We start from the raw sequence: 22,849 nt of genomic DNA on the forward strand, positions 1-22,849 counted from the left end.
GTCAGTGCCCGGACCCGCGCTCCTCCCGGATCTGGTTCACGACCCGCGCCACCGACTGCCGTACCGCCTCCGTCTCGGTCAGGAAGTGCCAGTAGTCCGGATGGCGGCCCTCCAGCGTGCCGATCGCGCGCTCGAGGCGGGCGACCGCGTCGTCCAGGGGGCGGGCGTGATGCGGGTCGGGGGTGTGGCGGCCGGCCATGGCGAGGCGCTGGGCGTCGCGGATGGCGAAGCGGGTGCGGTCGATCTCCTGCTGCGGGTCCTTCTGCACGGCGTTCAGCCGGCGCAGCCGGTCCCCGGCGGCCGAGACGGACTCGTCGGTCGTGTTCAGCAGCGCCCGGACCGTCGACAGCAGGGCGGTCGCGTCGGGCCAGCGCTGCTCGTCGCGGGCGGCGCGGGCCTCGCGCAGCTTCAGCTCGGCCTGCGCCACGTTCTCCGCGGCCTGGTCCGGCACGTGCTGGAGGTCCTGCCAGCAGGCGGCCACGAAGCGGCGCCGCAGCTCGCTCAGGATCGGGTCGAGCTGCTCCGCGCGGGTGGTGAGGGCCTGGGCGCGGGTGCGCAGGGAGACCAGCCGGTGGTCGATCTCGGCGGCCCGCTCCGGCAGCCGCTCGGCCTCCACCCGCACCGACTCGGCCTCCCGCGCCACGCGCTCGGCGCGCTCCAGGGTCTGGGGGACGCCGTGCGCTCCCGCGCCCTGGTTGAGCTTGGTCAGCTCGGGTCCGAGGGCGGCGAGCCGGCCGGCCAGGTCGTCCGCCTTCAGCCCCGATCCCCGTACGGCGTCGAGCGCGTTGGACGCGGCCAGCAGGCCCTGCCGGGCCCGCTCGACGGCGGGGGCGAGGCGGGCCAGCTGGGTCTCGGCCTTGCCGATCAGAGGTTCGAGCCCGGCCGTGAACCGGTCCAGGTCCTGCTTGACCCGGCCCAGTTCGTCCTTGGCCCGGCCGAGCGCGGTGCGCGCCTGCGCGGCGGCCGAGGTCTCCAGGTCGTCCCGGTCGAGGTCGTGTGCGTCGACGGCGTTGATGTACTGGTGACTGGCCTCGTCGATGCGGTTGCTGATCGCCTGGAAGTCGGCGACCGCGCGCCGGGCGGCCGGGGAGTCGTCGACGGCCGTGATGGTCTCTATCGAGATCCGCAGGTCACGCTGGGCGGTGTCCAGCTCGTAGAACGCGGCCGCGGCGGCGTCCTTCGCGGCCTGCGCCTCGGCCCGCTGGCTCTCGGCGCGCCCGCCGAACCAGCGCCGGGTGCCGCTGCCGCCACCGCTCGCGAAGGCGGCGGGCAGGGTGAGCGCGACGACGAGCGGCAGTCCGAGCAGGGTGAGGGTGTCCCGCAGCACGTGACGCACAGGGTGCTGTGCGCGCGGCACCAACGGCGAGTACGACTGCGAAGGTGTCGCCGTCACATCCCTCTCCCGTGCTGTGAATCGTCCTTGCCCGCTGTCATTCTCCCACCGGTTAAGGACGAACACACGGGCCGGTCAGTTCGCCGTTCGGACCGTTACTTTGCCGTCGCCGGTCTGCGCGGACACCACATGGGAGCTGGAGTCGTCCCGAGGTACCGATATGTCCTCCGCTCCGTCGCCCGTCCTGGCCGTCACCCGGTACGTGGCGTCGGGCAGCGCGATCGTCACGGACCCGTCGCCGGTGCGGGACTCCACCAGGTCGGGTACGGCGTCCAGTTCGAGGTGGACGGAGCCGTCACCGGTCCGGGCGCGTACCTCGCGCGAGGAGACCTCCGCGTGCACCGAGCCGTCGCCGGTACGCAGCTCCAGCGGGCCGCTGGAGTCGGTGACGCGCACGGAGCCGTCGCCGGTACGGATGTTCAGCGCGTCCTCGAAGCCCCGCGCGCGCACGCTGCCGTCCCCGTCCACGACGTTCACCGCTACCCCGCGCGGCACCTCGATCCGGTGCTTGGCCGCGCAGTCGGCGACCACGCCCGAGCACGTCAGCCGCAGCTTCAGCCGGTCGTCCTTCATGGACCAGGTCACCTTGGGATCCTTGCCCATGGCGACCGTGCCCTGGAACCAGCGGGTGACGTCGACCGTGCCCGCCTTGTGCGCGTCGGCGGCGACGATCTCCAGCGCGGAGTCGTCGGAGTCGATCGTGAGCGTGTCGCCGCGCAGCGCGAAGGACCGCTGGTCGGGGTCCTTGTCGTCGCCGGCGGAGGCGCCACACGCGGTGGCACCGGCGACGAGGGCCGCGACGACACCGGCCACGGCGAGGGCACGGACGGGAACGGTACGGGCCATGACGGTCTCCCCCTGGGACGAGCGCCGAAGCCTGTGCTACGACGCTCTTCGACCGTACGGATCCCGGGCGGGCGGGGGCATCCGGGCCGCTCCCGGATTCCGGGTGGGGATAACCCCCGGAGACCCCCGGAGACCCCCGGAGATCGCGGAGGTCCCAGGGAGGGGGCCCTTGCACACAGCTGGGCCGCACACAGCTCCGCGATACGGGTTTGCGGGGCAGTGCCCCGGGCAATGTAGGCTGTCGACTCGTCTCGGGTGCGTAGCTCAGGGGTAGAGCGCCTGCCTTACAAGCAGGATGTCGGCGGTTCGAAACCGTCCGCGCCCACACCGCGAGAAGACCCCAGCCGATCCTGGCCGGGGTCTTCCTGGTTCAGACCCCCTCTTTCTCCGGCTTCTCCGGAGCCTCGTGCGCGTGCTTCAGCTTCGTGCGGGCGTCCACCCGTTCCGCCGCCGTGACCTCCGCCCAGAAGCGGTGGCAGCTCACGAAGACCGCGAGTTCGTGCTCCCGCCGGCGGAGCTTCTCCACCGCGGCCTGTTCGTCCGCCGTCCAGCCGGGGGAGGCGGGCCGCTCCACCTTGCGCCAGCCGCCCGCGTCGCTGAAGCCGTCCAGCGGCTCGACCGACCAGGGAAGCCGCTTGAGCAGGGCCGACAGCTCGGCCCGGACCTGATGCAGCTCCTCCTGACCGGCGAGGAGGTCACTCGGAAAGTCATAGGTCGTTGCCACGGCACAATGCTACGCCTGTTCGAATTTGGGTGGCGAGTTCCTTCGCGTGGTTCATGCGAACGGGTGTGCTGGAGTGCGGCTGGCGTTCGGTGGTCGGCGTGGGTGGTGGACCCGGTAGCGCAGGTGCAGTACGCCGTCGCCCTGGATCACCGTGTGCGGGTCCGCCCGCCGCCACGCCGACCGTGCGGTCCCCGGCGAGTTCCTTGGCCTTCGCGATCGCCCGGGTCACGTCGCCGACGGAGTGGAACGGCGCCTCCGGATGCCACCCTTCGGGCCTGGGCCGGTGCGACACCACGACGATGTGCTCACCCGCCGGGGGCTTGTCCTCCCAGCCGTTGGTGATGTCGAAGACGTGACGCCCGACCGCCAGCGCCCCGATGCTCGCCGGCATCGGCTTGACGTAGTCGGCCGAGGTCCGTGAGACCTTGGCGTACTCGCCGAGCACGACTCAGTCTGTGGGCAGGGCGGCCAGCCAGGCGGTCAGGAGGCGGTTGACCTCGTCCGGGCGCTCCTGCTGGATCCAGTGGCCGCAGCCTTCGAGGAGGTGGGAGGAGCGCAGGCCGGGGAGGGTGACGGGAAAGGCCTCGATCGCGTCCGACAGCCAGGTCGTCGAGGCGTCCAGGGTGCCGCCGAGGAAGAGTGACGGCTGGGGGATCGGGGCGCCGGTGAGGTCGGCGAGGTCCTTCCAGTCCTCGTCCATCGCGCGGTAGCGGTTCAGGGCGCCGGTGAGGCCGGTGCGCTCGAACTCCCCGGCGTAGACGTCGAGTTCCGCCTCGCCGAGCCAGGCGGGCAGACGGTCGGCCGGGAAACGGTCACGGAGGGTGCTGCCGGGGCTCACGAAGTGCGGGTCGGGGGCGCCGGGTCCGGGCATGGTGTCCGCGGAGAGCGCGGCGTAGAAACCGGCGAGCCAGCCGCGGACGTCCGGTTCGATCTCGCGCTCGGCCCGGCCCGGTTCCTGGAAGTAGGAGACGTAGAACTCCTCCTTCCCGCCGCCCAGTTGCGCGAAGATCTCGCTCGGCCGCGGGCCGCCGGGCGGGGTGTACGGCACGCTCAGCAGGCCCACCGCGCGGAAGACGTCGGGCCGCAGCAGGGCGGAGTGCGCGGCGATGGTCGCGCCCCAGTCGTGTCCGACGACCACCGCGGACCGCTCGCCGAGCGCCTCGACCACGGCCGCGTTGTCCGCCACCAGGTCGCGCATCCGGTACGCCGCCACCGCGTCCGGCCGCGAGGAACGCCCGTATCCGCGCACGTCCACCGCGACCGCCCGGTATCCGGCGGCGGCCAGGGCCGGCAGCTGGTGACGCCAGGAGTACCAGGACTCCGGGAAGCCGTGCAGCAGCAGGACCAGCGGTCCCTCGCCGAGTTCCGCGGCGTGGACGCGGCCGGCGGGGGAGGGGAGGAGGCGGTGGGTGACGTCTTCGAGCTGGGGGGCCGGGCGGTGCATGAGTCCTCCGTACGTGCGTCGGGTGCAGCGGCACGCACACGGGCGGCGGCGCTGCGGCTCGTACGTCGATCCTGCGGTTCGGCGGCGGCCGGGCGCGAGGTTTGTTGCCGGTTCGGCAAATCGGTACCCGGTGGGGAGGAGGCGGTCACCGGGGCGGTGAGAACCGGCCGCCCCGGTGTGTCGCTCAGCCCTGGCGGGCCCGCGTCAGTGCCCCGCGTCCCTCAACTCCCGTACCAGGCGGGCCGTTACGGGCACCTCCACCCCGTGGCGCTCGGCCGCGCGCAGCAACGCCCCGCCGATCGCGTCCAGTTCGAGCGGGCGGCCTGCCTCGGCGTCGCGCTGCATCGACGACTTCATCCCGTGCGGGAAGCTGTCGTAGCGGGCGAGCGCCTGGGCGGGGTCCGCCGGGCCGCCGCAGGCGGCACTGACCTCGGCGGTCTCCTCCACCAGGGCCGTCAACTCCTCGCGGTACTTGGTGCGGACGTCGCCGAGGGAGAGCCCGTGGCGTGTCGTCAGGAGCGCGAAGGGGGCCAGGAACGACATCTTCGCCCAGAGCGCCGCCGACTCGTCCGGCAGCACGCGGGTGGTCGGGCCGGCGGCCGTGAGGGCCTCCGCCAGCGCGTCGAGGCGTTCGCGGGGGACGCCTTCGCCGGTGAGATCGACCTCGGCGAAGGGGCTGCCGTGCTCGATCACGCCCGGCGCCACACGGGTCGACTCCACGCGGATGACGGCGGGGGCGACGCGGTCGGGGCGGTAGCGGGTGCGGAGGGCCGCGGGGTGTTCGACGCCGTTCAGGAGCGGTACGACCAGACCGTCGCCGAGCGTCGCGGGCGGGACGCGGTCGAGGGCGGCGTCGAGGGTCGTGTGCTTGACCGCGACCAGGCAGGCGTCGACCGGTTCGCGCAGGGTCGTGTCCGCCTCGACGTGGGCCGTGAAGTCGCCGAACGTCTCACTGCGGACGCGGATTCCGGCCGTACGGAGGGTGTCCGACGTCTCGTCGCCGGCCAGGCAGATCACGCGGTGGCCGGCGCGGGACAGGAGGGCGGCGAGCAGGCCGCCGGTGCCGCCGGGGCCCAGGACGGCCACGGTCAGTTCTTCGTACGCCATGATGCGGGGTTCCTCTCCTCGGTCGGCCCCGGGACGGTGGCCGCCTCGGAACGATCATCGCAGGCGGCGCTTTCGGGGTGGCCTGGTTGGTGGAATCCGGCGGAGGCCCGGCGATATTCCCCGGCGGGGGCGAGACTGGAGGCATGTGCCGCAGTATCAAGACGCTTCGTCCGCCCGTACTGCCCGAGGAGGCGACCGAGGAGGAGATCCGGGCCGCCGCCCTGCAGTACGTCCGCAAGGTCTCCGGGTTCCGCGCGCCCGCCGCGCACAACCAGGAGGTGTTCGACCGCGCCGTGGAGGTGATCGCCGAGGCCACGGCGGAGTTGTTGGCCGGGTTGGAGGTACGGGGGTCCGCTGCGCAGAGGGCGGGGTAGAGCGGGCCGGGGTTTGGCGGGTGGGCCGGCGTTGCCGCCCGGGGGTGGGTCGCGCGGCCCGGCGTTGCGGGGTGCCGCTGCGCCCACCCGTGCCGCCCCTGCGGCACGACTGCCCGCAGCTACGGTGCGATGCGTGCCCGGGGTGCTGCCTGTGTCGGTCCCGCGGCACGGCTGCCCGCGGATTGACGGAGTCGGCCGGCGTTGCTGCCCGGGGGGTGGGTCGCGCGGCCCGGCGTTGCGGGGTGCCGCTGCGCCCACCCGTGCCGCCCCTGCGGCACGACTGCCCGCAGCTACGGTGCGATGCGTGCCCGGGGTGCTGCCTGTGTCGGTCCCGCGGCACGGCTGCCCGCGGATTGGCGGAGTCGGCCGGCGTTGCTGCCCGGGGGGTGGGTCGCGCGGCCCGGCGTTGCGGGGTGCCGCTGCGCCCACCCGTGCCGCCCCTGCGGCACGACTGCCCGCAGCTACGGTGCGACGCGTGTCCGGGGTGCTGCCTGTGTCGGCCCTGCGGCACGACTGCCCGCGGCTGCGGTTGTCGGTCCCGCGGCAAGCTGCCCGCAGTTGCGGTGTCCGGGGCGTTGGCCTTCCGGTGCAGTGGGCGTTGTTACGGTGCCTCCGCCGGTTCCGGGTGGCGGCGCATGATGAAGGCCGCGCCTGCGCCCGCTCCGAACAGGGCCAGTAGCGACACCCCCGTCGCCAGCCAGGTGGTGCCCAGCCACTGGGCGCCGTAGTAGCCGAGGGCGACGCTGTAGGCGGCCCAGGAGAGGCCGGCGAGGGCGGACCAGGGGAGGAAGTCGCGGGCGCGGCGGTGGGCGGCGCCGGCGCCGAGGGAGACGACGGAGCGGCCGGCCGGGGCGAAGCGGGCGAGGACGACCAGGGTGCCGCCGCCGCTGGCGAGGGCCGAGCCGAGACGTTCCTGCGCGACGGTCAGCCGGCGGGAGCGGGCGATGGCGCGGTCCAGGCGGGCCCCGCCGCGCCAGGCCAGGCGGTAGGCCACCAGGTCGCCCAGTACGGACGCGGTCGTGGCGCAGAGGATGAGGGCGAGGATGTCGGGCACCTCGTGCGGAGCGACCTGGCCGGTCGCCGCGCCGGCGGCGGCCGTGGCGGCCGCGATGACGAGGACGCCGCTCGGCAGGACCGGCAGGAACACGTCCAGGAGGACGGATGCGGCGATCACCGCGTAGATCCATGGGCCGCCGGTCAGCAGCCCCACACTCTCCATGCTTTCCAGCACCCGAACTCCCCGTGATCCCCCGTGTTAACAGCCATACAGCGTACGCCCGGGGTCTGACAGGACATTCACCGGGGGCTCGTGTGTTCGGCACGACATGTTCACCCGGCTGCCCCCTCGCGGGGACGGCGCCCGCCCAGCGTGAGCCGCGGGAACGGGCGCCGTCGTGCGTGCAATGCGGCTGCCGAGGATCAGGCCGCCACCGGCGTGTGCTCGGTGGCCGGCTTCTGCGTCGCCGTGGAGCGCTTGGCGAACAGCCGGTCCAGGCCGAAGGCGCCGGAGCCGGTGAAGACCAGCAGGAAGAAGGCCCAGCAGAACATCGCCGCGCCCTCGCCGCTGTTCTCCATCGGCCACAGGGCGTTGGGCTGGTGGACCTTGAAGTACGCGTACGCCATCGCGCCCGAGGAGATGAACGCGGCGGCGCGGGTGCCGAGGCCGATCAGCACGAGCGAGCCGCCGACCAACTCGATCACGGCCGCGTACCAGTTGGGCCAGGCACCGGTCTCGACCGTGCCGCCGCTGCCGTCGGCGCCGCCGAGGACGCCGAAGAGCGAGGAGGCGCCGTGGCAGGCGAAGAGCAGGCCGACGACGATGCGGAAGAGGCCGAGGGCGTACGGCTGGGCGCTGTTGAGGCGTGCCGTCATGTGGGGATTACTCCTTCGGTCGGGCCGGTCCGTGGGGAGAGGACCGGTCTGGGGACGGAACCGAGTGAGTGACCCAGGTTAGGAGCACCTAATCTATTGTTGCAAGTTCAACATTTGGCCATCGGTTTGCCTCCGCTTGCCCTTCCGTTTCGGCCGAGGCCGCACGTAGGGCCGCTCTCGCCACCGCGTCCGCGTCCGAAAGCGTGACCGAATCCACACCAGGGCGGGCGCCCGCCGCGGTCACCCAGTGCACGCCCTCCGTGGGGACCCCGAAGGCCAGCCGCCGTGCGTGCGCCCGGCCCTGACGGTCCAGCAGACGGTACGGCCGCGGTGTCACGTCCAACCCCCCGGTCTCGTAACCGTCCACGGTGTGGGGCCGGCACTGTCCGGTCTTCAGCAGCCGGGCCAGCAGCTCGTCGGCCGTGCGTCGCAGATCCGGTTCCGGTAGCCGCGCCTCTATGAGTGTGGTGACGCGTACGGCGGACCCCGGCACCTCCGGGGAGTGCGCCACCCACGCCCCGTCCTCCTCGCGGACCTCAAGACGCGGTCCGAGCACCTCCACCACGCCCGCCTCCACCAGCGCGGCCAGCTCCTCGATGCGGCGCCGGGGCGGGCCGATGGACAGGAAGGCGTTGAGCGGGGTGTACCAGCGGTCCAGGTGGTCCCGGCGGGAGGCGCCCGCGAGCCCGCCGTGGTCGACGATCTGCCGCAGCTCGTTGCGCAGGTCGCGCAGCACGTCCTGGGCGGCCTTCAGTGGACCGGCGACATTGCCGAGGGCCGCCTGGGCGGCGTCCTCGCGGAGGTGGGTGAGCAGCCAGGCCCGCCAGGCACCGGGGCCGGCGAAGGCGCGTCCCGCGTACGGGCGGGACATCCGGTCCCAGGACCAGCGGTCGGCCGGCGCCACCCCGAACTCCTCGAGTACGGCGGCCTCTTGGGGACTGCCGTGCGCGGTGGCCAGGAAACGGTCCCGGAAGTCCGAGGTCGCGTACCCCGTGGCCGCGAACTCCGTGATGCCGAACTCCATGGCCCCGACCAGCGCTTCGTAGTAGACCGTCTCCACCTCCTTCGCCACCAGCGGCCATATCTCGGCGAGGAAGTCCGGCGCCTCGCCGGAGTCGGCGCGCTTGCGGAAGCCGGCGATCACCTCGTCGGTGAGGACCAGCGGGAGATGACGGCCGTAGGGGCCCTTCGCGTTGTCGCCCCGGGCCTGGTACGGGATGCCGCGCCGCGAACCGGCGTACAGGCGCGGCTCGCGGCCGGAGGGCAGGTACCGCAGTCCGTGCGGACCGGGTACGAAGCGCCCGCCGCGGCCGGTCGTCAACAGGGCCGTGTGGTCGAAGAAGTTGAGGCCCAGACCGCGCAACAGCACCGGTTCGCCGGGGGAGACGGGCGCGAGGTCGACGTCGGCCGGGTTGGCGGGCGGTATGTGGCACAGGCCGTGCTGCTCGGCGTAGGCCGCAGGCCGCCGTACGGCGGTGTCCGCGGCCACCGGCAGATGGCCCTGGGCCAGGACGACGGCGGACAGGCCGGACAGGGCGCGGCCGTCGTCGAGGGTGAGGGTCTGGAGGCCGTCGGGGGCGTCGTCGAGGCGTACCGCGCGGGCCGCGTGCGTCTCGACCCGTACCCCGGGCGGTGCCTCGCGCACCGTCCGCGCGAACACCCACTCCAGGTAACGCCCGTACTGGGCCCGGGTCGGATACGCGTCGGGCCCGAGCGTGCCGCCCGCCCACTCGTGCAGGCTCGGGCCCGGCCGGATCGGTCCCGAGCAGTCCACGCTCTCGTCGGTGAACAGGGTCACCTGCGAGGCCACCGTGTTCATCAGCAGCTCGGGCGACTGCTCGGTCCGCCAGACGCGGCCGGGGCCGGGCGGCGCCGGGTCGACGACGTGGACCGTCAGCCGGGCGCCGGGCGGGAGGAGTTCCGGCGCCGAGGCGCAGAGGCGTTCCAGGACGCTGGTGCCGCGCGGTCCGGCGCCGACCAGGGCGACGGAGACGGGCACGTGGTCCTCGGTCGGTGCGGACAAGAAGGGGACTCCCGGGCGTGGGGGGCGCGTCGAGGCGACCACTGGAAGCGGACGGTCCGCCTCATCATGCCGTCGCGAGCCGAGGGAGCCGAGACCAGGGTGCACGGACTGTGGGATGCATCACGAGCATCACGCGCATCACCGGCCACGGGCACAACAAACGGTCGTAACGGGTTGATTAGTGGGCGAGTTCGGACTCCGTGACCGTCGCCAACTGCGGCCTCCCGCCCCGTACCTCCCGCGCCTGCTCCAGCCGCAGCCGGGCCGAACGGCCGCGCAGGGTCAGGGTCATGAGCTGGTTGCCGAACCACGGGCCGCCCTTCTTGCGCCAGCTGACCGGCGGGACGGGAGTGCCGGCGTGCCAGGCGAAGCGGCGGCCGAGGGCGCGGGCCAGGGCGCTCCAGCCGAAGCGGAAGCCGAGCCTTATGGACAGGGGAATGGAGTTGTGGACCGGGGAGCAGGTCAGCTGGAGGATCCGGGCGTCGGGGGACTCGGCGCGCCAGTGCGGCTCGGCCACGTACGCGTGGTGCACGTCCCCGGACAGGACGAGGATCGTCGCCGGCGCCTCGGGCCCCGAACCGGCCTCGGCGAGCAGCTCCGTCAGCGCGGTGAAGGACTCCGGGAAGGCCGCCCAGTGCTCCAGGTCGGCCCGGCGCCGCAGGTCCTCGCCGAAGCGGGCCCAGCGGGCGCCCTTCTCGCCCCGGCACAGCGCCGCGTTCCACGCCTCGGCGTCGTGCACCAGGTGCGGCAGCAGCCAGGGCAGGGAGGTGCCGACGAGGAGATGGTCGTACGAACCCGGCGCGTCCAGCGCCTGTTCGCGCACCCACTCCGCCTCGCGCGGGTCGAGCATCGCGCGGTGCTCCTCGTCGAGGACGCGGGCCGCCCGGGTGTCCACCATCAGCAGGCGGACGCGGCCGAAGTCGCGGCGGTAGCTCCAGCGCACCGAGGCCGCGTCGGCGTCGGCCTCGGCGGCGAAGGCGCGCAGCACGTCGGTGCCGTCGGGGGTGTCGCGCACCGCCGCGTACAGCGGGTCGGCGGCCAGTTCGGCCGGGGACAGGTTCCCCAGGTGCTGGTGCACCCAGTACGACATGAGGCCGCTCAGCAGCCGCTGCTGCCACCAGCCGGTGGCCCGCATGTCCTCGAGCCAGGCGGCGGAGGTGTTCCAGTCGTCGATGACGTCGTGGTCGTCGAAGATCATGCAACTGGGCACGGTGGACAGCAGCCAGCGCACCTCGGGGTCCAGCCAGGACTCGTAATAGAGGTGGGTGTACTCCTCGTAGTCCGCCACCTCGTTGCCCGGCGGGTCGCTCAGGTCGCGGCGGGCGGCCAGCCAGCGGCGGGTCCTGTCCGAGGTCTCGTCGGCGTACACCTGGTCGCCCAACAGCAGCAGCACGTCCGGACGTTCGCCCTCGGGACTGCTCGCCATCCGGGCCGAGAGGGTGTCCAGGGCGTCCGGGCCGAAGGGGTCCTTCTCTCCGGCCGGGGGCGCGGCCCAGCGGCAGGAGCCGAAGGCGACACGGACGGCCTCGTCCTCGGTGGAGGTGCGGATGACCGAGGGCGGGAACGGGGAGTCGGGCAACGGCCACACGCGCGTGCCGTCGAGGAACACCTCGTACGCGCGTGTCGTGCCGGGGGTGAGGCCGGTCACCGGGACGAGGGCGTAGTGATGGCCCTCGATCTGGAAGGTGCGGGCCTCGCCGCGGGCGCCGTCGGCGCAGCGCACCTCGGCGGTGCACGGGCGGCTCGCCTCGACCCAGACGGTCGCGCACGAGCCGTCGGCATACCTCAGCAGTGGCCCAAGGCGCAGTCCCGCCACGTGATCACCCTCCTCCGTCGCCCCGTACGGTACGGAACGACGGAGGGGAACGGGGAGGTTCCGCAGATCACGGTTTGTCGACCCTTTGCCGAACCTGGTGGATCTTCCGGGATCGGCAAAGGGTCGCGGGATCAGCAGCCCGAGAGGTAGCTCGTGAGCGCGGACTTCTCGGCCGAGTCGACGGAGAGGTCGTAGTAGTACTTCACCTGGACCCAGGCGCGGACGTAGGTGCAGCGGTAGGCCGTGCGCGAGGGCATCCAGGTGGCGGGGTCCTGGTCGCCCTTGGACTGGTTGACGTTGTCCGTGACGGCGATGAGCTGCGGGCGGGTCAGGTCGTTGGCGAAGGACTGGCGGCGGGCGGTGGTCCAGCTGTCGGCGCCGGAGTCCCAGGCCTCGGCGAGCGGGACGAGGTGGTCGATGTCGACGTCGGAGGCGGCGGTCCAGGTCGCGCCCTCGTAGACGGAGTACCAGCTGCCGCTGGTGGCGGCGCAGGCGGAGTCCTGGACGACGTTCGTGCCGTCGCGCTTCAGGACGACCTCACGGGTGTTGCAGGTGCCGGACTGGGTGATCCAGTGCGGGAACAGGTCGCGGTTGTACCCGGTGCGGTCCTCCGTCGCCACGGTGAGCGAGGCGAGGTAGGTGCGGGCGGTGGCGCCGCTGACCGGGGTGGGGAGGGCGGCGGAGGCGGTCGGGCCGTTGAAAAGCCCGACCGAGGCTATGAGACCGGTGAGCGCGGCGAGTATGCTGACGCGTCGACGCGCGTAGAACTTCGACATACGAACTCCCATGGGGTGTGGGGCCGTTGAGGTGCGAGCGAGGGAATGCTCGCGGGGCCGTGTTGCCGGGGGATGTGCGTCGGGTAAGAAGCTAATGACGTGTACATGACGCGTCTATGCCCGCGACGGGACTTTCGGCCCCGGGGGTCGGTTCATGGGTCACGTACTATGGACGGCGCAGAAGGGGAGTAGCTCTTCGCCGGACCGTCGACATACTGCTCAGCTCGTCTGAGCCGGCGCCCGGAGGCGGATCCTTTGCGGTCGGCCAGCGAGACCTTCGGCAAGCAGTGCACATCCGTGCCGTACGGCACGGGTGACGTGTGCGCTGCCGTGCCGAGGTGTCCCGTCCGACGGATGCAGCGCTCTTGGTGGGGCAGCCCCGACCGATTGAGGACCCTTGATCAGCTTCACCGTGACGGCGCTCGTCTTCGGCGTCGTCTTCCTCGCCGAGCTGCCGGACAAGACCGCGCTCGCCGGCCTCGTCCTCGGCACCCGCTACCGCGCGTCCTACGTCTTCGCGGGCGTCGCCGCCGCCTTCGCGCTGCATGTCGCGCTCGCCGTCGCGGCCGGCAGCGTGCTGACGCTCCTGCCGCAGCAGCTCGTGCACGCGCTGACCGGTGTGCTCTTCCTCGGCGGCGCGGCCGTGCTGCTGATGACGAGGGACGGGGCCGATGATGACGCGGAGATCCGCAAGCCGGAGAACCAGTCCTTCTGGAAGGTCTCGGGCGCCGGGTTCATGCTCATCCTGGTCGCCGAGTTCGGCGATCTGACCCAGATCATGACGGCGAACCTCGCGGCCCGTTACGACGACCCGCTCTCCGTCGGCCTCGGTGCGGTGCTCGCGCTGTGGGCGGTGGCCGGACTCGGCATCGTCGGCGGAAAGGCCCTGATGAAGCGGGTTCCGCTACGGCTGATCACCAAGGTCGCGGCGCTGTTGATGCTGGGCCTCGGGGTGTGGTCGCTGTGGGAGGCCGTGGCCGGGTGAACCCGCCGCGTGAGCTGAACTGTGCGTGAACTGTTGCGTCAGACGGTGGCGGGAAGCCGGTTCTGTTTTGTACCGTGGAGAAACAAAGTGGCTCCCGCCCGTTTTCCCTGACCGGCGGGCGGGGCCGCCTTGTTCCCCCCGGGGCTCACCCACCCGCCCCGCTGCCCCGCGTCTTGGAGCTGCCGATGACGGCCACCGCCGTGCTCACCGCCCGCGCCCTCCTGCTGGACATGGACGGCACCCTGGTCAATTCCGACGCCGTGGTCGAACGCATCTGGCGGCGCTGGGCCGACCGGCACGCGCTGGACGGGGACGAGGTCATGAAGGTCGTCCACGGCCGCCAGGGGTACGCCTCGATGGCGCTGCTGCTGCCCGGCCGCCCCATGGAGCAGAACCACGCCGACAACGCGCGCATGCTCGCCGAGGAGACCGCCGACATGGACGGCGTCGTCGCGATCCCGGGCGCCGCCGAGTTCCTCGCCTCGCTGCACGGACTGCCGCACGCCCTGGTCACCTCCGCCGACGTCCCGCTGTCCACCGCGCGGATGGCCGCCGCGGGCCTCGGCCTGCCCGACGTCCGGATCACCGCCGAGTCCGTCGGCGCGAGCAAGCCCGACCCCGAGGGGTTCCTCAAGGGCGCCGCCGAACTGGGCGTCGCCCCGGCCGACTGCATCGTCTTCGAGGACTCCGGCGCCGGCATCCAGGCGGGCCGCGCGGCCGGGATGCGGGTCGTCGGTGTGGGGGCGAGGGCCGGTTTCCACGGGCCGGATGTGCTGGTGCGGGATCTGACGGAGGTGCGGGTGGAGGGCGTGGGTGACGGGACGCTGAGGGTGTGCGTCGGCTGAGAGCCGCGTGCGGGGTTTCCGCGGTGCGTCGGCTGAGGGCTGCCTGGCCGGTTTTCCGCGTGCGTCGGACACGGCGTCCGGGCCGGTTTCCGAGGCGGGCCGCGCGGCCGGGATGCGGGTCGTCGGTGTGGGGGCGAGGGCCGGTTTCCACGGGCCGGATGTGCTGGTGCGGGATCTGACGGAGGTGCGGGTGGAGGGCGTGGGTGACGGGACGCTGAGGGTGTGCGTCGGCTGAGAGCCGCGTGTGGGGTTTCCGCGGTGCGTCGGCTGAGGGCTGCCTGGCCGGTTTTCCGCGTGCGTCGGACACGGCGTCCGGGCCGGTTTCCGAGGCGGGCCGCGCGGCCGGGATGCGGGTCGTCGGTGTGGGGGCGAGGGCCGGTTTCCACGGGCCGGATGTGCTGGTGCGGGATCTGACGGAGGTGCGGGTGGAGGGCGTGGGTGACGGGACGCTGAGGGTGTGCGTCGGCTGAGAGCCGCGTGTGGGGTTTCCGCGGTGCGTCGGCTGAGGGCTGCCTGGCCGGTTTTCCGCGTGCGTCGGACACGGCGTCCGGGCCGGTTTCCGAGGCGGGCCGCGCGGCCGGGATGCGGGTCGTCGGTGTGGGGGCGAGGGCCGGTTTCCACGGGCCGGATGTGCTGGTGCGGGATCTGACGGAGGTGCGGGTGGAGGGCGTGGGTGACGGGACGCTGAGGGTGTGCGTCGGCTGAGAGCCGCGTGTGGGGTTTCCGCGGTGCGTCGGCTGAGGGCTGCCTGGCCGGTTTTCCGCGTGCGTCGGACACGGCGTCCGGGCCGGTTTCCGAGGCGGGCCGCGCGGCCGGGATGCGGGTCGTCGGTGTGGGGGCGAGGGCCGGTTTCCACGGGCCGGATGCGCTGGTGCGGGATCTGACGGAGGTGCGGGTGGAGGGCGTGGGTGACGGTGGGATTCGGCTGTACGTGGGGTAGGAACGGGTGACCTCTTGCCCGAGCGAGTCGGGATGGGGGTCCGCCCGCGCGAGTGAAACCGAGCGTGGGGGAGGGTGGGCACAGGCCGGGGGTCTGGGGGCGGAGCCCCCCGTACGGCCCGCACCGACCTACGGCTCCGCCGTCTCCGACTCCAACCTCTGCCGCGTCACCAGGTCGTAGACGCCGAACTCCTCCGCCTGGATCCCCCGCGTGAGCTGGTACTGGGTGACCGCGTCCTCGACGCCCTCGTTGTAGTTGCCGCTCGCATTCCTCGTGTAGAGGCCGACCTGGGTCAGCCGTCGCTCGAGCTCGGTGACTTCGGGGCCCTGGTCGCCGCGGCGCAGGACAGGGGGGTTGCTGCGATCCTCTCCGGACTCGTCCCCGGAGCTCGACCCCGAGCCCGAGTCGCCGGTCGTTGCCGACCGCGACGGCTCGGCCGACCGGGACGGGCTCGGTGAGGCGCTCGACGCGGATGCCGACGGCGATGCGGTGGGCGACGGGCTGTGGCTGGCGGACGCGGACGGGGAGGCGGACGTCGGCGTCGCGGACGTGGTCCGCGTGGACGGCGACACGGACGCCGCGCTCGGCGAGGTGTCCGGCACGGCCGCCCGTACGTCCTGCGGCGGCGTGCCGTCCCGCGAGGGCGTCTCGTACGCGAACAGCCCGCTCGCGAACCCGGCCGCCGCCACCACCGACACGACGGCTCCGCCGACGCCGAGCAGGACGGTACGAGGCCGGCGGCGGCCCGGCTCCCCCTCGCCGTCGGCTTCGGCGGGGCCCGGGCCGTCGGCCGCTTCGAACAGGTGCAGGTCGGTGGGGCTGGGGTACGAGGCCGGGAGCGCGGAGGTCGCGTCGACGGCCGGGAGCGTGACCGTGGCGTCCTCGGCGCCGGAGGCGGTCGCGGCCGGGGTCACCGCACGCAGCGCCATGGTCGCCTCGACGGAGGGCACCCCGGGAACCCCAGGCATGTCGGGCGCCTCGGGCGTCTCGGACGCGGCCGCCGCCCCCTCCAGCTCGACGTACGGCCGTATGCGCAGCGGATCGAAGTCCTCCGCCGCGGCCGCCTCCGCGGTGCGGGCGTCGCGCAGGGCGTCGGACGCCCGCTGGGTGCAGGCGCAGGACGGGGTGTTGTCGGCGCCTCTGGGGGCACCGCACTCCGGGCACAGGTGCCCCTTCGACTCGGTCACGCGTTCGCCCCTCCCCTCGCGTCTTCCCCTCGCGAACTCCAGAGATTATCCAGACCTCCTCCACACCATCGCTCACGAGCCCCCGGAACAGCGGCTTCCGCCATGACTCAACAGGCCATAACTGGTCACACCGACCACGATGGAAGATGGAACGAGACGGTCGGGAGGTCTTCATGGCCGGGGACGCACACGCAATGACGGGTCAGGTGCCGGACGCACGCGACGAACACGTGCCCGGCAACGTTCTCGTCTCCATCGGCGCCCTGCTCCTCGGGATGCTGCTGGCCGCCCTCGACCAGACGATCGTGTCGACCGCGCTGCCCACGATCGTCAGCGAACTCGGCGGCCTGGAACACCTGTCGTGGGTGGTCACCGCCTATCTGCTGGCGTCGACGGCGGCGACCCCGCTGTGGGGCAAGCTCGGCGATCAATACGGCCGAAAAAGGCTGTTCCAGATCGCCATTGTGATTTTTCTGATCGGTTCGGCGCTGTGCGGCGCGGCACAGGACATGACCCAGCTGATCGCGTTCCGGGCGCTGCAGGGCCTCGGCGGCGGCGGGCTGATGGTGCTGTCGATGGCGATCGTCGGCGACCTCGTCCCACCGCGCGAACGCGGCCGTTACCAGGGGCTGTTCGGCGCCGTCTTCGGGGCGACCAGCGTCCTCGGTCCGCTGCTGGGCGGGTTGTTCACCGAGCACCTGAGCTGGCGCTGGGTGTTCTACATCAACCTGCCGATCGGTGTCGTCGCCCTCGCGGTGATCGCGACCGTGCTGCGCATCCCGGTCAAGTCCACGCGGCACGTCATCGATTACCTCGGTACGTTCCTCATCGCGTCCGTCGCCACCTGCCTGGTGCTGGTGGCCTCGCTCGGCGGCACCACCTGGGGCTGGGGCTCGCCGCAGATCATCGGCCTGGCGGTGCTGGGCGTCGTCCTCGCCTTCGTGTTCGTGGCCGTCGAGCGGCGGGCGGCCGAACCCGTCCTCCCGCTGAAGCTCTTCCGGATCCGCACCTTCACCCTCTCCGCGGTCATCAGCTTCATCGTCGGCTTCGCGATGTTCGGCGCGATGACCTATCTGCCGACGTTCCTCCAGGTCGTCCAGGGCGTCAGCCCGACCATGTCCGGCGTGCACATGCTGCCGATGGTGTTCGGCCTGCTGCTGTCGTCGACCGTCTCCGGGCAGATCGTCAGCCGCACCGGCCGCTGGAAGGTGTTCCCGGTCGCGGGCACCGGTGTCACCGCCCTCGGCCTGCTCCTCCTCCACCAGCTGGACGAGACCAGCTCCACGGCCGAGATGAGCGGCTTCTTCTTCGTCTTCGGCCTGGGGCTCGGCCTGGTCATGCAGGTCCTCGTCCTCATCGTGCAGAACGCGGTCTCGTACGAGGATCTCGGCGTCGCCACCTCCGGCGCGACCTTCTTCCGGTCCATCGGAGCCTCCTTCGGCGTCGCCATCTTCGGCACGGTCTTCGCCAACCGCCTCGGCGACAAGCTCACCGACGCCTTCAGCGGCACCCAGCTCCCGCCCGGCGTCTCGGTGGGCGCGCTGGAGGCCGACCCGCGCGGCATCGAGGCACTGCCGGCCGCGCTGCAACTCCCGGCCGTGCAGGCGTACGCCTCGTCCATCACCGACGTCTTCCTGTACGCCGCGCCCGTCGCCGTCGTCGGCTTCGTACTGGCCTGGTTCCTGAAGGAGGACCGGCTGCGCGGCTCGGTCACCGCGCCGGACGTCACGGAGACGCTCGCCAGCAACCCGGTGGAGCGGTCCTCGTACGACGAGGTCTGCCGGGCGCTGTCCGTCCTCGGCACCCGGGAGGGCCGGCGCGAGATCTACCGCAAGATCACCGCACGGGCGGGCTACGACCTGCTCCCCGCGGCGAGCTGGCTGCTGCTGCGGACCAAGAGGTACGGCACGGTCGAGCCGGGCGTGCTCGCCGAGCGCACCACCGTCCCGCTGACCGTCGTCATCGAGGCCGCCCGCCAGGTCGAGGTGCGCCGCCTCGCCCTCCGCGAGGGTCTCGACCTCGTCCTGACCGACGAGGGCCGCGAGGTCGCCGACCGGCTCGCCGAGGCCCGCGAGGAGTCGCTGGCCGAGCTCCTCGGCGACTGGTGGGGGCCGGACCGGCCGACCGACCTGATCCAGCTGGTCAAGGAGTTGAACGCGGAGCTGTGCGGCTCGGAGGCGGAACGGCCGCACGACGAGCGGACCGTGAACCGTCTTACCTGAGCCGCTTGCGGAACCAGTGCTCGGCGTACTGGCCGTCGTTGTGCGGCTCGGTCTCCTCGTAGCCGAGCCGCGCGTACAGGGCGCGGGCCTCCACCAGGTCGCCGCGCGTGTCGAGGACCATCGACACGGCACCGAGGGCGCGCGCCGCGTCCTCGGCCGCCCGGACCAGGGGCGCGGCGCCGCCCCGGCCGCGCATCCCCGCGTACAGGAACACCCGGGTGAGCTCGGCGCTCCCGCCCTCCAGCAGCCGTACGCCCGCGCCCCCGGCCGGTTCGCCGCCGTACCGGGCGACCAGCAACCGGCCGCTCGGCGGGGCGAGTTCGGCGCCCGTGTGGGCGGCGATCTCCCGTTCCAACTCGTCGGGGTCGGTCCGCCGCCCCTCGTGCAGCAGGTACCAGCGGTCGCTGACCTCCGTGTAGTACGCCCGCCAGAGCGCGACGGCGACGGGCGAGTCGAAGGGTTCAGGGGCGATGGTCCAGGTCGTCATGGCGCCCATTCTCGGGAGCGCGGCTAAGCCGTCCGCAACCGGATATGGGTGGCCTCCGGCGAGTCCAGCACCTGCGTCTTGCGCCACTCGAGCTGCTGGTCGCCGAGGCCGTCGAAGAGGCGGCGGCCGCCGCAGGCGAGGACGGGGACCACGTGCAGCCACAGTTCGTCGAGCCATCCGGCCCGGATGAACTGCTGCACGAGGTCGGCGCCGCCGGCCAGGGAGACGTCCTTGTCGCCGGCCGCCTTCCGGGCGAGGGCGAGGGCGTGCTCCGGGCCCTCGGTGACGAAGTGGAAGGTGGTGCCGCCCTCCTTCACGAGGGGCTCGCGCTCGTGGTGGGTGACGACGTACACCGGCATGTGGAAGGGCGGGTCGTCGCCCCACGGGATCTCGCCGGTGATGTACATGTGGTGGCCCATGACCACCGCGCCCGGACGGGCGATCCACTCGGCGAGCAGCTCGTCCTCCGAGCCGGTCGTCCCGCCCTTCATCCCCTGCATCCGGCGCCACGACCGCAGCCCGAACACCCACTGGTGCAGTCGCTCCCCGCCGATGCCCAGGGGGTGCTCGCGCCCCGATTCCGGACCGGCGATGTACCCGTCCAGCGACATGGACAGCTGTGCGATGACGTCACTCATGACGACCTCCTCCTCGGGGCGCTCTCTCGGTGCCTTCACCCTTGCGTCGATCGGGCGCACACCGGATCGACACGCCGTCGCCACGGATGCGCGGACAGTTTGGACGGGGCCGCCCGGGCTACCCGGTCGTTGAAACCGGCCCGTACGGAGAGCCGGTTGGGTCGAGAACCCGGAAGGCACTCATGTCGACAGGCTTGATCATCGCTCTGATCGTGATCGTGGCGGCCCTCGTGATCGTCGCGGCGGTACTGACCCTGCGGGCCCGGCGCGGACCCGGCGGCCAGAACCTGAAGCGGCGCTTCGGGCCCGAGTACGACCGGGCCGTGGCCCGGCACGACGGGGACGCCACGGCCGCCGAGCACGAGCTCGCCGAGCGCGTGGAGCGGCACGGATCGCTGCGCGAGCGGCCGCTGGAACCCGCACAGCGCGAGCAGTACGAGGCCCGCTGGACGGCCGCGCAGGAGCGGTTCGTCGACTCGCCGCGGGAGGCCGTGGCCGAGGCGGACCGGCTGCTCGCCGAGCTGGCCGGCGCCCGGGGCTTCCCGGACGGCGCGCGGTACGACGAACAGCTCGACGCGCTGTCCGTGCACCACGCTCACCACGTGCACGGCTACCGGCGCGTACACCGCGTCGCCACCGCGGGCGGGACCGGGACGCAGGACGGCGACGGCAGGGCCGGCACCGAGGAGATGCGCGAGGCCATGGTCGAGGCGCGGGCCCTGTTCGAGGACCTGACGCGCCCGACCCGGCACCGGGACGAGTCCCGGAAGACCGTCGAAAGGTCCGACGGCGAGGCGGCGCACGGTCGTGCCCACCACCAGCCGTGGGGATTCACCAGGCGTCATGCGAAGGGGAGTTGAATGACATGACGGATGCGACGAGCGGCCCGGGCGCCGAGGGCGCCCCGCGTGACGGAAAGCCCAGGGGGCGGTCCGCGGTCCCGGCTGCGGCTCCGGGCCGCGACCCGGTGACGGGCGAGAAGGTACCGGGCAACGTGCGGGCGACCGGCGCGGAGACCGGGCGAGGCCGTGAGACGGAGTCGGGCGGCGGGTTCGGTGGCGAGACCGCCACGGGCCGCGACGCCCCGGCCCCGGCGGGTACCCCGGGCGCTCCGGCCCCGGCGGGCACGCCGGCCGGCCACGGCCCCTCCGGTACCTCCTCCGACTCGGCACCGCTGGTCACCGGCTCCGAACAGAGCCACGGATCCGAGCAGGGCCAGGGCAGCCACGGCGGCCGCCTCCTCCCGCGCGACGAGAGCGACAAGCTCTCCTCGCGACTGCAGCACGCGGTCACCGGGTTCGTGGACGCTCCGAAGTCGGCCGTCGAGGAGGCCGACCACGTGCTGGAGGAGGCCGCCGCCCGCTTCACCGACGCGGTGACACAGCGGCGCCGTACCCTGCGCAACTCCTGGCAGGCCACGGACGGCGGCGGCACCGAGGGCAAGCCCGCCACGTCCACCGACACCGAACAACTGCGTCTGGCCCTGCGGGACTACCGCGAACTGGCGGAGCGACTGCTACGCACCTGAGGATTCGGGCCTTCAGGCCTGCGCCGCCCGGCGCTCCCGCCACTGCCGTACGACGTCCTCGACGTCGTACGGCTTCATGCCCAGCGGGGGACCGGGCGGCGGCTTGAACATCATGTCGCTGATCTTGACGTTGACGTCCGTGAGGATCTTCCGGACGATCCGCTCCGAGGGCGCCGCGTACGCAGCCGCGAGCGCGTCCTCGGCCTCCTTGCGCAGCGCGAGGGTGGGCGGCAGGACGGCGAGGCCTTCGCGGGCCATCTTCTGTTTGATCCACCACAGTTCGTCGTACGACGTGTCGGTGCCCTCCGGCAACGGCTTGCCCGCGCCCGGGAGTTGGGCGAACTCACCGCGGCGCTCGGCATCACGGATCTGTTTGTCGACCCAGGACTCGAACGCAACTCCGGGTGGTTTTCGCTCGGTCATGAGTCCATTGTGCCGGACGGGTCGGGGCCGGGCGATTTATCATGCGGCGGCTGCGTAAGGACACTTCAGGAGGAGCGCACGTGCTCGAACTCACCATGGCCGCCGTCTCCGCGGCGGAGGAGGGTGCCACGGCCGGCATGCTCATGGCCGACTCGCCCAGCGAGCCGGGCGCCGTGCTGCGGGTGGGCCGGGACAAGACCGTGTGCCGCCTCGCGACACCCGACGACTGGCTGTTCGTCTCCCGCGTCCACCTGGAGTTCCTCTGCGGCCCGGACGGCACCTGGCACCTGACCTGGCTGCAGGGCTCCCAGCCCGACCCGTCCTCCGAGGTCCGCCTCACCGTCGGCGAGTACGCGCAGCCGCTGTCCTACGGCGGGACCGTGCCGCTGCCCAGGGGCGGCAGCGGCGAGATCATCGTCCAGGACCGCACCGCCCCGCGCAGCGTCAACGTCGGCTTCTATCACGAGGTGTGAGGGAACCGGGGCAGGGGCTACGCGAGAACGCGGGCCAGCGCGAAACCGTCGTAGCCCTTGCTGCCCACCGTCTGGATCGCCGTACCGCTCAGCCTCGGGTGTTTGCCGATCAGTTCGATGGCGGTCCGGGTGCCCTGGATGTCCGGGGCGGTGCTGTCGGTGTCGGCGACCCGGCCGCCCCGCACCACGTTGTCGACGACGATCAGGCTGCCGACGCTGGTGAGTTTGAGCGCCCACTCCACGTAGTGCGGGTTGTTGTTCTTGTCGGCGTCGATGAAGACCAGGTCGAAGGGGGCCGGGTTCTCGTCGGCCAGCTCGGGCAGCGAGTCCAGGGCCGGGCCCACCCGCACCTCGACGAGCTTGTCGAGGCCCGCGCGGGCGATGTTGCGGGTGGCGACCTCCGCGTGCCGGGGGTTGTACTCCAGGGAGATCAGGCGGCCGTCGGCGGGCAGGGCGCGGGCCAGCCAGATGGTGCTGTAGCCGCCGAGGGTGCCGATCTCCAGGATGGTGCGGGCGCCCTGGATCTGGGCGAGAAGCTGGAGGAGCTTGCCCTGGGGCGCCGTGACGCTGACCGGCGGCAGCTCGGCGGCCTCGCTGTCGCGCAGGGCCGCCGCCAGGGCCTCGTCGTCCCGCGCGAGGTGGGTGGTGAAGTAGTCGTCGACGTCGTCCCAGCGCTGCGACTCGCTCATGGACCTGTGCCTTCCGTATGTCTAGTTAGAACAGCTAACTAGCTGTGCTAACGAACA

General features: G+C 72.6%; 22 protein-coding genes, 1 tRNA gene and 4 pseudogenes. 11 read left to right on the plus strand and 16 right to left on the minus strand.

Features of this window, described 5'->3' with window-relative positions:
• Position 1: 1 nt before the first annotated feature.
• Both OG252_RS34855 and OG252_RS34860 read right to left on the minus strand, forming a co-directional pair.
• Complete coding sequence (locus OG252_RS34855; RefSeq protein ID WP_329341139.1) at positions 2–1,393, minus strand: hypothetical protein; 1,392 nt, start codon at positions 1,391–1,393, stop codon at positions 2–4.
• Between the two features lie 75 nt (positions 1,394–1,468).
• A complete protein-coding gene (locus tag OG252_RS34860) occupies positions 1,469–2,239 on the minus strand; it encodes a DUF4097 family beta strand repeat-containing protein (RefSeq protein WP_329341142.1) in 771 nt (256 codons plus the stop codon).
• A gap of 253 nt (positions 2,240–2,492) precedes the next feature.
• On the opposite strand from OG252_RS34860, the gene OG252_RS34865 reads away from it, so the two are divergent.
• Positions 2,493–2,564: transfer RNA gene (locus tag OG252_RS34865), tRNA-Val, on the plus strand.
• A gap of 45 nt (positions 2,565–2,609) precedes the next feature.
• On the opposite strand, the gene OG252_RS34870 is transcribed toward OG252_RS34865, so the two are convergent.
• The 4 genes and pseudogenes from OG252_RS34870 to OG252_RS34885 all read right to left on the minus strand — a co-directional run bounded on the left by OG252_RS34870 (position 2,610) and on the right by OG252_RS34885 (position 5,514).
• Positions 2,610–2,963: a hypothetical protein gene (locus OG252_RS34870; RefSeq protein ID WP_266440098.1), complete on the minus strand. Its 354-nt coding sequence runs from the start codon at positions 2,961–2,963 to the stop codon at positions 2,610–2,612.
• Positions 2,964–3,014: 51 nt separating this feature from the next.
• A pseudogene (locus OG252_RS34875) lies at positions 3,015–3,390 on the minus strand (hypothetical protein); the annotation flags it as partial.
• Between the two features lie 21 nt (positions 3,391–3,411).
• Positions 3,412–4,407, minus strand: coding sequence for an alpha/beta fold hydrolase (locus tag OG252_RS34880; RefSeq protein WP_329341145.1), 996 nt, complete (start codon positions 4,405–4,407; stop codon positions 3,412–3,414).
• Between the two features lie 204 nt (positions 4,408–4,611).
• Positions 4,612–5,514 carry a ketopantoate reductase family protein gene (locus tag OG252_RS34885; protein ID WP_329341147.1) on the minus strand — a complete coding sequence of 301 codons (903 nt, stop codon included), beginning with the start codon at positions 5,512–5,514 and terminating at the stop codon, positions 4,612–4,614.
• Between the two features lie 143 nt (positions 5,515–5,657).
• Here OG252_RS34885 and OG252_RS34890 point away from each other — a divergent pair, with 143 nt between their 5' ends.
• Complete coding sequence (locus OG252_RS34890) at positions 5,658–5,888, plus strand: DUF2277 domain-containing protein (RefSeq protein WP_266440102.1); 231 nt, start codon at positions 5,658–5,660, stop codon at positions 5,886–5,888.
• Positions 5,889–6,489: 601 nt separating this feature from the next.
• Here OG252_RS34890 and OG252_RS34895 read toward each other — a convergent pair.
• The 5 genes from OG252_RS34895 to OG252_RS34915 form a co-directional block, all read right to left on the minus strand.
• The gene (locus OG252_RS34895; protein ID WP_266448578.1) at positions 6,490–7,107 is read right to left on the minus strand and encodes a DedA family protein; all 618 of its coding nucleotides are present in this window, start codon (positions 7,105–7,107) and stop codon (positions 6,490–6,492) included.
• A gap of 200 nt (positions 7,108–7,307) precedes the next feature.
• Entirely contained in the window at positions 7,308–7,760 is a 453-nt protein-coding gene (locus OG252_RS34900) for a DoxX family protein (protein ID WP_329341149.1), read from the minus strand.
• An 88-nt stretch (positions 7,761–7,848) separates the two neighbouring features.
• The gene (locus tag OG252_RS34905) at positions 7,849–9,783 is read right to left on the minus strand and encodes an FAD/NAD(P)-binding protein (protein WP_329341151.1); all 1,935 of its coding nucleotides are present in this window, start codon (positions 9,781–9,783) and stop codon (positions 7,849–7,851) included.
• Positions 9,784–9,961: 178 nt separating this feature from the next.
• Positions 9,962–11,599, minus strand: coding sequence for an alkaline phosphatase D family protein (locus OG252_RS34910; protein WP_329341153.1), 1,638 nt, complete (start codon positions 11,597–11,599; stop codon positions 9,962–9,964).
• A 131-nt stretch (positions 11,600–11,730) separates the two neighbouring features.
• Positions 11,731–12,375: an HNH endonuclease family protein gene (locus OG252_RS34915; RefSeq protein WP_266440109.1), complete on the minus strand. Its 645-nt coding sequence runs from the start codon at positions 12,373–12,375 to the stop codon at positions 11,731–11,733.
• Between the two features lie 397 nt (positions 12,376–12,772).
• Here OG252_RS34915 and OG252_RS34920 point away from each other — a divergent pair, with 397 nt between their 5' ends.
• From OG252_RS34920 to OG252_RS34940, 5 genes and pseudogenes are all read left to right on the plus strand, one after another.
• Positions 12,773–13,360 carry a TMEM165/GDT1 family protein gene (locus OG252_RS34920; protein ID WP_266440110.1) on the plus strand — a complete coding sequence of 196 codons (588 nt, stop codon included), beginning with the start codon at positions 12,773–12,775 and terminating at the stop codon, positions 13,358–13,360.
• Between the two features lie 185 nt (positions 13,361–13,545).
• Entirely contained in the window at positions 13,546–14,205 is a 660-nt protein-coding gene (locus tag OG252_RS34925; RefSeq protein WP_329341157.1) for an HAD family hydrolase, read from the plus strand.
• A gap of 76 nt (positions 14,206–14,281) precedes the next feature.
• Positions 14,282–14,440, plus strand: a pseudogene (locus OG252_RS34930) (HAD family hydrolase); the annotation flags it as partial.
• Between the two features lie 76 nt (positions 14,441–14,516).
• Positions 14,517–14,675: pseudogene (locus OG252_RS34935) on the plus strand (HAD family hydrolase); the annotation flags it as partial.
• Between the two features lie 76 nt (positions 14,676–14,751).
• Positions 14,752–14,910: pseudogene (locus OG252_RS34940) on the plus strand (HAD family hydrolase); the annotation flags it as partial.
• Positions 14,911–15,273: 363 nt separating this feature from the next.
• Here OG252_RS34940 and OG252_RS34950 read toward each other — a convergent pair.
• Positions 15,274–16,332, minus strand: a complete 1,059-nt coding sequence (locus OG252_RS34950; RefSeq protein WP_329341159.1) for a peptidoglycan-binding domain-containing protein — start codon at positions 16,330–16,332, stop codon at positions 15,274–15,276.
• 173 nt (positions 16,333–16,505) lie between these two features.
• Between OG252_RS34950 and OG252_RS34955 the strand changes: the two genes are divergently transcribed.
• Complete coding sequence (locus tag OG252_RS34955; protein ID WP_329341161.1) at positions 16,506–18,554, plus strand: MFS transporter; 2,049 nt, start codon at positions 16,506–16,508, stop codon at positions 18,552–18,554.
• Here the strand turns inward: OG252_RS34955 and OG252_RS34960 are convergent.
• Complete coding sequence (locus OG252_RS34960; RefSeq protein WP_406492629.1) at positions 18,547–19,050, minus strand: GNAT family N-acetyltransferase; 504 nt, start codon at positions 19,048–19,050, stop codon at positions 18,547–18,549. The two genes, OG252_RS34955 and OG252_RS34960, sit on opposite strands and share 8 nt — an antisense overlap.
• Before the next feature lie 14 nt (positions 19,051–19,064).
• Positions 19,065–19,679 (minus strand): dihydrofolate reductase family protein, encoded by a 615-nt coding sequence (locus OG252_RS34965; protein ID WP_329341165.1) that lies wholly within the window; start codon positions 19,677–19,679, stop codon positions 19,065–19,067.
• Positions 19,680–19,861: 182 nt separating this feature from the next.
• Here OG252_RS34965 and OG252_RS34970 point away from each other — a divergent pair, with 182 nt between their 5' ends.
• Positions 19,862–20,539: a hypothetical protein gene (locus tag OG252_RS34970; protein WP_266440120.1), complete on the plus strand. Its 678-nt coding sequence runs from the start codon at positions 19,862–19,864 to the stop codon at positions 20,537–20,539.
• A gap of 5 nt (positions 20,540–20,544) precedes the next feature.
• Positions 20,545–21,207 (plus strand): hypothetical protein, encoded by a 663-nt coding sequence (locus OG252_RS34975; protein ID WP_266440122.1) that lies wholly within the window; start codon positions 20,545–20,547, stop codon positions 21,205–21,207.
• Positions 21,208–21,219: 12 nt separating this feature from the next.
• On the opposite strand, the gene OG252_RS34980 is transcribed toward OG252_RS34975, so the two are convergent.
• Positions 21,220–21,630 (minus strand): J-domain-containing protein, encoded by a 411-nt coding sequence (locus tag OG252_RS34980; RefSeq protein WP_266440124.1) that lies wholly within the window; start codon positions 21,628–21,630, stop codon positions 21,220–21,222.
• An 80-nt stretch (positions 21,631–21,710) separates the two neighbouring features.
• Here OG252_RS34980 and OG252_RS34985 point away from each other — a divergent pair, with 80 nt between their 5' ends.
• Complete coding sequence (locus OG252_RS34985; RefSeq protein ID WP_329341168.1) at positions 21,711–22,103, plus strand: FHA domain-containing protein; 393 nt, start codon at positions 21,711–21,713, stop codon at positions 22,101–22,103.
• A gap of 17 nt (positions 22,104–22,120) precedes the next feature.
• On the opposite strand, the gene OG252_RS34990 is transcribed toward OG252_RS34985, so the two are convergent.
• Complete coding sequence (locus OG252_RS34990; protein WP_266440127.1) at positions 22,121–22,792, minus strand: O-methyltransferase; 672 nt, start codon at positions 22,790–22,792, stop codon at positions 22,121–22,123.
• Positions 22,793–22,849: the final 57 nt, after the last annotated feature.

The sequence above is a fragment of the Streptomyces sp. NBC_01352 genome, from assembly GCF_036237295.1.
GTDB classification, from domain to species: Bacteria; Actinomycetota; Actinomycetes; order Streptomycetales; family Streptomycetaceae; genus Streptomyces; species Streptomyces plumbiresistens.

Excerpts from the sequence above, each read along its gene's own strand:
- OG252_RS34860 (WP_329341142.1), bottom strand. The coding sequence starts at position 2,239 with ATGGCCCGTACCGTTCCCGTCCGTGCCCTCGCCGTGGCCGGTGTCGTC.
- OG252_RS34955 (WP_329341161.1), top strand. The coding sequence starts at position 16,506 with ATGGCCGGGGACGCACACGCAATGACGGGTCAGGTGCCGGACGCACGC.
- OG252_RS34885 (WP_329341147.1), bottom strand. The coding sequence starts at position 5,514 with ATGGCGTACGAAGAACTGACCGTGGCCGTCCTGGGCCCCGGCGGCACC.
- OG252_RS34965 (WP_329341165.1), bottom strand. The coding sequence starts at position 19,679 with ATGAGTGACGTCATCGCACAGCTGTCCATGTCGCTGGACGGGTACATC.
- OG252_RS34970 (WP_266440120.1), top strand. The coding sequence starts at position 19,862 with ATGTCGACAGGCTTGATCATCGCTCTGATCGTGATCGTGGCGGCCCTC.
- OG252_RS34980 (WP_266440124.1), bottom strand. The coding sequence starts at position 21,630 with ATGACCGAGCGAAAACCACCCGGAGTTGCGTTCGAGTCCTGGGTCGAC.
- OG252_RS34890 (WP_266440102.1), top strand. The coding sequence starts at position 5,658 with ATGTGCCGCAGTATCAAGACGCTTCGTCCGCCCGTACTGCCCGAGGAG.
- OG252_RS34880 (WP_329341145.1), bottom strand. The coding sequence starts at position 4,407 with ATGCACCGCCCGGCCCCCCAGCTCGAAGACGTCACCCACCGCCTCCTC.
- OG252_RS34990 (WP_266440127.1), bottom strand. The coding sequence starts at position 22,792 with ATGAGCGAGTCGCAGCGCTGGGACGACGTCGACGACTACTTCACCACC.
- OG252_RS34900 (WP_329341149.1), bottom strand. The coding sequence starts at position 7,760 with ATGACGGCACGCCTCAACAGCGCCCAGCCGTACGCCCTCGGCCTCTTC.
- OG252_RS34895 (WP_266448578.1), bottom strand. The coding sequence starts at position 7,107 with ATGGAGAGTGTGGGGCTGCTGACCGGCGGCCCATGGATCTACGCGGTG.
- OG252_RS34925 (WP_329341157.1), top strand. The coding sequence starts at position 13,546 with ATGACGGCCACCGCCGTGCTCACCGCCCGCGCCCTCCTGCTGGACATG.
- OG252_RS34960 (WP_406492629.1), bottom strand. The coding sequence starts at position 19,050 with ATGGGCGCCATGACGACCTGGACCATCGCCCCTGAACCCTTCGACTCG.
- OG252_RS34915 (WP_266440109.1), bottom strand. The coding sequence starts at position 12,375 with ATGTCGAAGTTCTACGCGCGTCGACGCGTCAGCATACTCGCCGCGCTC.
- OG252_RS34975 (WP_266440122.1), top strand. The coding sequence starts at position 20,545 with ATGACGGATGCGACGAGCGGCCCGGGCGCCGAGGGCGCCCCGCGTGAC.